Genomic DNA, 10,034 nt, shown 5'->3' with positions numbered 1-10,034 from the left:
CTTTGAAGGAGCCGATCTTGTCGCGCACGATGCACTTCAAGTAATGGGCGAAACGGCAGGTGGCGAACAGGTACGGCAGACGCGCGGCCAAGTTGGCGTTGGCGGTGGCATCCGGGTCGTCGTACTCGGCCGGTTTCTGCAACGATTGGGCGCCGATGAACGCGGCGAAGTCGGTGTTTTTCTTGTGCAGCAGCGGCATGAAACCGTTCTTCGCCAGTTCCGCTTCACGGCGGTCCGAAATGGCGATTTCGGTCGGGCACTTCATGTCCACGCCACCGTCGTCGGTCGGGAAGGTGTGCGCCGGCAGGTTTTCCACTTCGCCGCCAGATTCCACGCCACGAATGCGCGAGCACCAGCCAAAGTGTTTGAACGAGCGGTTGATGTTCACCGCCATCGCGTAAGCGGCGTTGGCCCAGGTGTACTTGGAGCTGTCGGCGCCGTCGGTGTTTTCTTCGAAGGCGAAGGCTTCCACCGGGTCGGTCTTGGCGCCGTAGGGCAGGCGCGCCAGGAAGCGCGGCATGGTCAGGCCGATATAACGCGAGTCTTCCGATTCACGCAGCGAGCGCCAGCCAGCGTATTCCGGGGTGGTGAAGATCTTGGTCAGGTCGCGCGGGTTCGACAGTTCTTGCCACGAGCCCATGCCCATCACGGTCGGCGAAGCGGCTGCGATGAACGGCGAGTGCATGGCGGCGCAGACTTTCGACAACTCGCCCAGCAACTCGACATCCGGCGGCGACTGGTCGAAGTAGTAATCGCCCACCAGGCAACCGTAAGGTTCGCCACCGAACTGGCCGTATTCTTCCTCGTACATCTTCTTGAAGATCGGGCTCTGGTCCCACGCAGTGCCCTTGAATTTCTTCAGGGTCTTGTGCAGGTCGGTCTTGGAGATGTTGAGCACGCGGATCTTGAGCTGCTCGTCGCTCTCGGTGTTGTTGACMAGGTAGTGCAGGCCACGCCAGGCGCTTTCCAGTTGTTGGAAGTCCGGGTGATGGATGACCTGATTCACCTGGGCGGTGAGCTTGGCGTCGATGGCGGCGATGATCGACTCGATCGACTTGATGGCGTCGTTGGACACCAGGTCGGTCTGCGCCAGGGCCTGTTCAGCGAGGGTGCGCACGGCGGTCTCGACGGCTTCGCGGGCGCGTTCGGTCTTGGGTTTGAATTCTTGCAGCAGCAGGGAGGCGAACTCGCTGGCTTCTTCGGTGGTGCCCAGTGTCTGGGCGTCTGCACGTACTGGATCGGTCATGATCATTCGTCCTGATTAAGCCTGAGGCTCGGCGGGCTTGGGCGCACTGGCAAGTGCCTGGAGCAGCGCCGGATCCTTGATGGCCTTCAYGATGATTTCTTCGGCGCCGGTCTTGCCGTCCATGTAGGTCAGCAGGTTGGCCAGTTGGGTGCGCGCTTCGAGCAGCTTGTTCAGCGAGTCGACCTTGCGCGCCACGGCGGCGGGGCTGAAGTCGTCCATGCTTTCAAAAGTGATGTCCAGGCTCAGGTTGCCTTCGCCGGTCAGCTCGTTGGGCACGTGGAACGCGACGCGTGGCTGCATGGCCTTGAGGCGTGAGTCGAAGTTGTCGACGTCCACTTCAAGGAACTTGCGATCGGCAACAGGGGCCAGGGGCTCGGCCGGCTTGCCGGCAAGGTCAGCCATAACGCCCATTACGAAGGGCAACTGGACCTTTTTTTCGGCGCCGTAGAGCTCGACGTCGTACTCGATCTGCACTCGAGGCGCGCGGTTGCGCGCGATGAATTTCTGAGAACTTTGCTTCGCCACGTTGCTGCTCCTGGTCGCTCAAGCGACGGTGTTGGCGTCATCGGTGGTACCGGTGACGTGACTGCGTGATCCTTTCGCTTTTATTCGCTGTCTGGTCCGCGCAGGTTTTCAAATTGGCTCATGCCGTCGGGAATCAGGTTGCGCACGATGGCCGCAAAGTCGGCGTGCACCAGATTCTTTGCCCGGTTCAACAGCACCGGCAGGGGGCTGGAGGGCTCGTGACGGGTGTAATACGCAAGAATCCGGTCCAGGCTGCGCAGCACGTCGTCACGATTGTTGATTTCACCGGTGCTGGTGCCGCTGCTGCGCGGTGCGCTCGGCGCGGTGGGGTATTCAACCGGCGCGGCGCTGTCGTGGCCGATGGAGTCGGGCAGGGGGCTATCGCCTTTCTGCGGGGCGAACTGGCCGAGAATCTGCAGGGCCATTTTGAGCGGTTGCTTCAACGGGCCAAGATCAACGCCCTGGGCGGCCCCGACCTGTTCGCTGACGTGTTGCTCGATGGCCTCGGCGACGTTGCGGGCCTCGTGCAAGGCGGCGCGGGTAATTTCCAGCTGCTCGGGATCGCTGTCGAGGAACGCCCCGGCAAGCTGCTCGGCGCCGAGGTTTTCGTCAGGGAAGCTTTGCAGGCCGCTGGCGTTGGCGGCCGCGCGCAGGCTGACAGCGCCAAAGGTTCGCGAACGGGCCAAGATACTTTCGCGCAGTAGACGAATGGTGGCATCGGACGCCAGGCCGGCGAGGGCGTTGATGCGCACGGTGGGATCGTTGTCGTCTTCGGCATCCAGGCGTGGATGCAGGTCGGCCCAGTATTGCTTGAGCAATTCGCTGATCAGCGTCAGGACGCGGGCCAGGCCGGTGACACCTTCCAGGGCAAGGGAGCTTTGCAAAAGGAAATGGGTAATGCGCAGGTCTTTGCTGCGTTGCAACAAATCCAGGCTTTGCTGCTGGATGCTGCGCCATTCAGGCGGTTCGGCAGGCAATATCGAATCGCCCATGCTGCGCTCGGGCTGGCCTAGGGAATCGCGTTCCAGGCGCAAAAAGTCCGCGTCGTATTCCAGATCTTCGCCACAAGGCGAAGTCGCGGAAACGGCGGCAAGCAGCGAAAGCACTTCCACTGAATTTGATCTCCCTATCGCCGCGACAGAGTCGGGCAGTTCACACGTTAGTTCCAAGTGGAACTTCGCATGTTTCCTTGTGCGTAATGGCCCTTTGGATCCTCTATGATCTTAAAGTGCCATCATTGTTATTCAAGAAAGTTGTTCATTTTTGGTGTAGTACTTATGGCTTGTCAAGGTAAGCTATTTATCCTGTGTGACAGATGTGAGGTGCTTAACAGCCCTCACGACCAGCAGGTCCAGGAAGGTGCTGACGCAGGTTTTTTGTCACGTAAACCGGTTAAGATCAGCAAACATGCTGGTAAAAAGCTGTTTTTTTAGGTTGTTTGCAAGGTTTGTCGGCGAGTTCCGCGGGGATTGATCCCCTCATTCGCCGGCGCGCAAAGTGTGCAGCAAGGAGGCAAAATGCCACTGTGTTTGACTATCACTAGTTATCACAAAATTACCCCTGGTCAATGCTCTGAAAAATCCATGGATCGGGGTGTGATGGCAATTGGCCGCAATTCTGATAATGACTGGGTATTGCCCGATCCAGAGCGCTTGGTCTCTGGAAAACATTGCACTATTCAATACAAAGATGGCCGGTATTATTTAACCGATAACAGCACTAATGGGGTGGAGTTAGTCAAGGCCGGCATTCGTCTGCGCAAGGGAAACAGCGAGCCGTTGCAAGATGGGGAAGTTATCCGCATCGGTGATTATGAAATCCAGGCGCGCATCGATTTCAATCTGCCTGTGACTGACAGCAACCCGTTTGTCGATTCGTCCAGCAGCTTCGATGCCTTGATGGGACGCCAGGGCGCCGGCGTGAAGACGCCGACCCCGTTGCCCGTGACACCCCCTGCACATTTTCAGGGCGTGTCGGCCATGGACACGCTGCCCGACTTGTTCGACTTTCTGGCTCCGAGCAGCATCCCGCCGGCCACCCAGCCCGACCATGTCCCGGTCGAGCAACACGACTTCCGTCCACCGACCCCGATCCCTAAGCCGACGCCCATGACAGAGCCTGCGCCGCTGGCGTCGGCCCCACTGATTCCGGAAGATTGGGACCTGCTCAGCGACCAGCCTGCGCCGCTGGCGATTGCCCCCTTGCCTGTTGCAGAAGTTGCGCCACCCATACCTCAAATCAGCGTACCGATCGAGCCGGCCCCCCTGCGCGAACCGCCCGTGGCCATCGTTGAGCCCCCGGTCAGTCCGGTCAGCCATTCTCAACCCGACCTGTTGCAAGCCTTTCTGCGCGGCGCCGGGCTGGATCAAGTGCGCCTGGAAAAGGCCCAGGCCGAAGCGCAGATGGAAAGCATCGGCCGCAGTTATCGGCTGATGGTCGAGGGCCTGATCGACGTCTTGCGCGCCCGCAGCAGCCTCAAGGGCGAGTTCCGCATTCAGCAGACGATGATTCAGCCGGTGGAAAACAACCCGCTGAAATTCGCTCCCAACGTCGATGAAGCCTTGCTGTTGCTGTTGCGCCACACCAATCAGGCGTTCATGGCGCCGGACCTGGCGGTGCGCGACAGCTTCGATGACTTGCGCGCCCACCAATTGGCGGTGATGGCGGGTGTGGAAGCTGCGATCAAGCACCTGTTGGCGCGTTTCGAGCCGGCACAACTGGAAGAGCGCATGGGCAAGCCCGGTGGCCTGTCGAGCATTTTCAATGGCTCACGACAGGCCCAGTACTGGCAGCAGTTCACCGAGCTCTACAGCAATATTTCCCGTGAGGCCCAGGAGGATTTCCAGGACCTGTTCGGTCGGGAGTTCAGCCGCGCCTACGAAGAACACAGTGCAAGACAAGGTCGCCGCTGAGCGCCGCTGTCACATAACGCGATTCATAGCAAAGAACGGAACAACGGATAGCTGAAACGTCATTGAGGACGCAGGATGATTCCCAGGTTTTTACTCGCAGTTGCCACCGCGCTTCTGCTGACCGCGTGTGCCAAGGAGGCCACCAAACCCCAACCCGAAGAGGCCGAGGCCGACACGGCCGCCGTCGAGTTGCACTTTCACGCCATCGCCGGGCTCAACCCCGGAGCCACTGGCCAGCCGGCCCCGGTCCGGGTGCGCATTTTCGAATTGAAAAATGCCGCCACCTTCGGTCGTTCCGATTATTTCGCACTGGCCGAACGAGCCCAGGCGACGCTCGGTGCGGATCTGATCGACCAGGACGAAGTGCTGATCCAGCCCGGCCAGCAGTTGAGCCTGCAGCGCGACCTCGATCCGGCCACTCGCCATATCGGTGTGCTGGTGGGGTATCGCGAACTGGATCAGGCGCAGTGGCGCACGGTGATGAATGTTCCGCCGCGCCAATACACCGAATACCAGATCAGCCTCGATGTGCGCGCCGTGCGCAGCGCCGTCGTTGTTCCCCCATCCAGCCCTGCCCAATAAGCAATCGGAGCCCCCATGTCCTGGAACAATCGCGTGGTCTGGTCGGAAGGCATGTTCATTGGAACGCAGCACTTCCAGCAGCATGACCGTTACCTGGAGAACCTCATCGACGCCCGGAGTCGACCATTGTCGGCCGGGGCCTGGGGATTTTCTGAATTGCTGATCGACCAGGGCCTGCTGGCCCAGGGCAAACTGGCGATCATCTCGGCGCGGGGCCTGTTGCCAGACGGCACGCCATTCAACATTCCCCAGGATGACCTGGCGCCGAGCCCGCTGAATGTCGATGACAACCTGCGCGATGGTTTGGTGTACCTGGCCTTGCCACTCAAGCGCGCCGGTGCGCGTGACACCGTTGACGAGGGCGAGGCCCTGGGCGCTGCGCGCTATGTGAGTCAGGTGCGCGAAGTGCGGGACGACAACGCGCCGTTCGAAAACCAGGCCCCGGTGGCCGTGGGGTCGAGGGCGCTGCGATTATTGATCGCCCGGGACGGCATCAGCGACTACGCGGCGATCGGCCTGGTGCGAATCAAGGAGAAACGCGCCGACCGTGCCTTGGTGCTCGACGACACTTACATCCCGCCGCTGCTGGATGTGGTCGCCTCCACGCCCTTGGCCGCGTTTCGCAACGAGCTACTGGGCCTGCTTCATCAGCGCGGCGAAGCGCTCGCCGGGCGGGTGGTGGCGTCCGGTGCCGGCGGTGCCTCGGAGATTGCCGATTTCATGCTGCTGCAACTGGTCAACCGGGCCCAGCCGCTGATCCAGCACTTGAGCCACTTGAGCCCGTTGCATCCCGAGCGGTTTTACAGCGAGTTGGTGAGCCTGGCCGGGGAATTCTCGACCTTTACCGCTTCCGGGCGGCGACCGCAGGAATTCCCGCAGTACCAGCATGATGACCTCGCGCTGAGTTTTGCGCCGGTGATGCAAGCCCTGCGTGAGGCGCTGTCAATGCTGATCGACAGCAAGGCCACGCCGATTCCGATTGTCGAAAAAGCCTACGGCATTCATGTGGCCATGCTGGCTGACAAAACCCTGCTCGACAGTGCCAGTTTTATCCTGGTGGTGCGCGCCGATGTGCCTGCCGAAACCCTGCGCAGCCGCTTCGGCCTGCAGAGCAAAATCGGCTCGGTGGAACACATTCGCGACATGGTCAACCTGCAATTGCCGGGCATCGGCCTGCTGCCGCTGCCGGTGGCGCCACGGCAGATTCCGTATCACGCCGGTTCCACCTATTACGAACTCGACCGGGGCAGCGAGCATTGGCAACAACTGGCCAACTCCGGCGGTTTTGCGTTCCACATCGCGGGTCAGTTCCCGGGGCTGAACCTGGCTTTCTGGGCGATCCGAGGATAAACCGCGATGAATAACGACGATCGTACCCAGTTCATGCCGACACCCGGTGGCCGTGGCGCCGAACCGGCCCGCCCGGACCCTGGTCGCGCCCAGCCCGCGCCGCTTTCGATGCCGGCCGCGCCGGTGTTGACCGGCAAAGCCGAAGGTCTCAACCCCCTGGAAAGCGCCGCGGGTCCGCTGCTGGCTTTGCTGACCCGCTTGCGCAACACCATTGCCCACCCGGCACCGGCGAGCCTGCGGGCGCAACTACTGGCCTACTTGCGCCAGTTCGAGGAACGCGCCGAGGCAGCCGGTGTGGTGCGCAACGATGTGTTGCTGGCCCGCTACGCCTTGTGCACCGCCCTGGATGAAGCGGTGTTGAGTACGCCGTGGGGCGGCACCGGCGACTGGGGCAAGCAGAGCCTGCTGATCACCGTGCATAACGAAGCCTGGGGCGGCGAGAAGGTGTTCCAGTTATTGGAACATTGCCTGCAAAGCCCCCGCGAACGTTTGTATCTGTTGGAGCTGTTGTACCTGTGCATGTGCCTGGGTTTCGAAGGGCGTTATCGGGTCATGAATGACGGTCGCAGCCAACTGGAGGCCTTGCGTGAGCGCACCAGTGCGGTCATCCGCAGCGCCCGTGGCGAATACGAGCGTGAACTGTCGCCCCATTGGCGCGGCGTTGCCGTGGCGCGCGACCGGCTGGCGCAATTCATGCCGCCATGGATCGCGGTGGCCATCGGTGTGGCGTTGCTGCTGGCCCTGTTATTCGGCCTGCGCTTGAAACTGGCCGCCGATGCCGAGCCGGTGTTTAAAAACATCCATGCGCTGGGCGAAATCCCGGTGCAGGCCATCGACCGTCCGGTGGTGCAACCGAAACTGATCGAGCGTCCTCGCCTGGCAGGTTTCCTTGCCGATGAAATCAAGGCCGGGCGGGTCTCGGTGGAAGACGCCGTTGACCGTTCAGTGGTGACCATCCGCGGCGATGAGCTGTTCGCCTCGGGCAGCGCCAGTATCGTCGACAATTTCCAGCCGCTGATGCTGCGCATCGCTGATGCCATTCGCAAGGTCAAGGGCCAGGTCCGGGTGACCGGGCACAGTGACAATCGCCCGATTGCCACCCTCAGGTTTCCATCGAACTGGGCTTTGTCCGAGGCGCGGGCCACTTCGGTGCTGCAAATCCTTTCGGCCAAGACCGGCCAGCCCGAGCGCTTCAGCGCCGAAGGCCGCAGTGACACCGAGCCGTTGGCCTCGAACGCTACGACCGAGGGCCGCGCACGCAATCGTCGGGTCGAAATCACAGTGTTGGCGGAGGGAGTCGAGTGAAGGCGTTTTTCAGTTTTATCACCCGCTGGGTCATTCCGTTGCTGGGGCTGATCGCCCTGAGCCTGATCATCTGGTTTGTCGGGCCGCTGCTCGAATTCCTGGTACCCGAAGGCCGGCGCTGGGCGCTGATCATTCTGCTGTTCGCGGTGTGGATCGCCTACCGGCTGTTTCGCATCATCCAGGCCCGCCGTCAGGCCGCCGAAGACATGCGTAGCCTGGCGGCGCAAACCCCGCCGGACCCGACCAGCATCGCTACGGCCGAAGAGCTCGAAACCCTGCGTCAACGTATGGACGAAGCCCTGGCGCTGTTGAAGAAAGCCAAGCTGGGCGGCGACGAGCGACGCAATCTCTACGAATTGCCGTGGTACGTGATCATCGGCCCGCCGGGTGTCGACAAGGCCGCCTGGCTGGGCTTTCTGGGGCTGTTGAAAAAACAGCGGGCCCGTCGCCCGATCGATGGTGCATTTATCGCTATCAGCCTCTCCGATCTGTTGCTGGGCAGCGACGCCGAACGCGCCGCCCATGCCGCTGCGATACGCCTGCGCATTCAGGAGTTGTATACCCAATTGGGCGTGCGCTTCCCGATCTACCTGATGCTGACCAAACTCGATCTGGTGCCTGGGTTCATGGAGTATTTCGACACCCTGAGCAAAGAAGAGCGAGCCCAGGTCTGGGGCATGACCTTCGCTCTGGATGACGGCAAAAGCAATGACAGCCCGCTGGCCCATCTGCAAAGCGAATTCGCCGGTCTGGAGCAACGCTTGAACGATCGACTGGTGGAGCGTTTGCAGCAGGAACGCGACCCGGCGCGACGCGATCTGATCTACGGTTTTCCACAGCAGTTCGGCGCGTTGAAGGATTGCCTGCAAAGCTTCCTTGAGGGTGTGTTCAAACCCAACGCCTTTGAAGAGCGAGTGCTGTTGCGCGGGGTGTATTTCACCAGCGGCACCCAGGAAGGCAGTCCGATTGACCGGCTGATCGGCTCTATGGCCCAGAGCATGAACCTGGACCGCCAGCACCTGGCGCGCCAGACCGGCACCGGGCGCAGTTACTTCATCGAAAGACTCTTCAGCGCCGTGGCCTTTGCCGAGCGAGGGCTGGTGGGGGTCAACCCGAAAGTCGAACGTCGACGCAAGTGGATCGCCCAGGGCGTGCTGGCCTCGACCGTGGCCGTGGTGCTGGTGGTCGGGACCTTGTGGTGGGTCAGCTACCGCGCCAATCAGGCGTATATCGCGCAAGTCGATCAGAAAGTCGTGCCCCTGAGCCAGACCGTGCAAAACCTCAGCCCGGCCCAGCGGGACGTGCTCGCCGTATTGCCGTTGCTCAATGCGGTGAAGCACTTGGCCGGCGACGCGCCGAACTGGGCCGAAGGCCTGGGTCTGTATCAGGGCGACATGCTTGAAGCCGAGTCCGGCAGTGTCTATCGCAAGCTGTTGATCGCGGTCTTCGCGCCACGTTTGCTCACGCGCATCGAAGAGCAACTGCACGGCGGCGGCAATTCGGACTTCCTTTACGAAGGCTTGAAGGCCTACCTGATGCTCGCCGACAGCGAGCATTACGATGCCGACTTCATCAAGGCGTGGATCGCCCTGGACTGGGACCGCAGCCTGCCGCGCGACTTGCCGGCCGAGCAGCGCGTAGCCCTCGGGGAGCACTTGCAGGCGCTGTTCGAACGCCATCCACCCACCGCACGTCTCGACCCACGACTGATCGACGATTTGCGCCGGCAGTTGCAACAACTGCCGGTGGCCCAGCGTGTCTATGACCGGATCAAACGGCAGAAACTGCCGGACGGCATCCCGGACTTTCGTATCAGCGAAGCGGCCGGGCACGATGCGGCGCTGGTGTTCAGCCGCAAGAGCGGCAAGCCGTTGGGGGAACCCTTGAGCGGCTTCTTCACCGCCAAGGGGTATCGCCAAGGGTTTCTGCTCACCAGCCTGAGYCAGACCGGCACCTTGGCTGAGGAGCAGTGGGTGCTTGGTCACGACCAGGCAGAACAGCAGAACGTCGCCAGCCTGGCCGCCGACGTGCGTCGCCTGTATTTCCAGGATTACCAGCGCCAGTGGGACGCCTTGCTGGCTGATATCGACTTCGTGCCGATTACCCGCGTGGCC

8 protein-coding genes are annotated in these 10,034 nt (G+C 61.6%); 5 read left to right on the top strand and 3 right to left on the bottom strand.

The features are described 5' to 3' along the window. The 3 genes from tssC to tssA all read right to left on the bottom strand — a co-directional run. A partial coding sequence (gene tssC / locus AC1DH9_RS14915) for a type VI secretion system contractile sheath large subunit (protein WP_477808354.1) occupies window positions 1-1,246 on the bottom strand: 1,246 nt, incomplete at its 3' end. Between the two features lie 15 nt (window positions 1,247-1,261). Further along, entirely contained in the window at window positions 1,262-1,771 is a 510-nt protein-coding gene (gene tssB / locus AC1DH9_RS14910) for a type VI secretion system contractile sheath small subunit (protein ID WP_477808353.1), read from the bottom strand. 80 nt (window positions 1,772-1,851) lie between these two features. Then, window positions 1,852-2,883: a type VI secretion system protein TssA gene (gene tssA, locus AC1DH9_RS14905; protein WP_427545463.1), complete on the bottom strand. Its 1,032-nt coding sequence runs from the start codon at window positions 2,881-2,883 to the stop codon at window positions 1,852-1,854. Between the two features lie 405 nt (window positions 2,884-3,288). On the opposite strand from tssA, the gene tagH reads away from it, so the two are divergent. The 5 genes from tagH to tssM all read left to right on the top strand — a co-directional run. Continuing rightward, the gene (tagH, locus tag AC1DH9_RS14900; protein WP_427545461.1) at window positions 3,289-4,683 is read left to right on the top strand and encodes a type VI secretion system-associated FHA domain protein TagH; all 1,395 of its coding nucleotides are present in this window, start codon (window positions 3,289-3,291) and stop codon (window positions 4,681-4,683) included. A gap of 75 nt (window positions 4,684-4,758) precedes the next feature. Further along, window positions 4,759-5,265, top strand: coding sequence for a type VI secretion system lipoprotein TssJ (gene tssJ, locus AC1DH9_RS14895; protein ID WP_123426125.1), 507 nt, complete (start codon window positions 4,759-4,761; stop codon window positions 5,263-5,265). A 15-nt stretch (window positions 5,266-5,280) separates the two neighbouring features. Further along, on the top strand, window positions 5,281-6,615 hold the full coding sequence (tssK, locus tag AC1DH9_RS14890; protein WP_427545459.1) for a type VI secretion system baseplate subunit TssK: 1,335 nt from the start codon (window positions 5,281-5,283) through the stop codon (window positions 6,613-6,615). A gap of 6 nt (window positions 6,616-6,621) precedes the next feature. Then, the gene (locus AC1DH9_RS14885) at window positions 6,622-7,920 is read left to right on the top strand and encodes a DotU family type VI secretion system protein (RefSeq protein ID WP_427545457.1); all 1,299 of its coding nucleotides are present in this window, start codon (window positions 6,622-6,624) and stop codon (window positions 7,918-7,920) included. Beyond that, a partial coding sequence (gene tssM, locus AC1DH9_RS14880) for a type VI secretion system membrane subunit TssM (RefSeq protein WP_477808352.1) occupies window positions 7,917-10,034 on the top strand: 2,118 nt, incomplete at its 3' end. The genes AC1DH9_RS14885 and tssM, both read left to right, overlap by 4 nt.

The organism is Pseudomonas sp. 05T35, assembly GCF_056396605.1.
The sequence above is the reverse complement of the archived record's forward strand: the minus strand, read 5'-3'. Positions and strand labels throughout refer to the sequence as shown.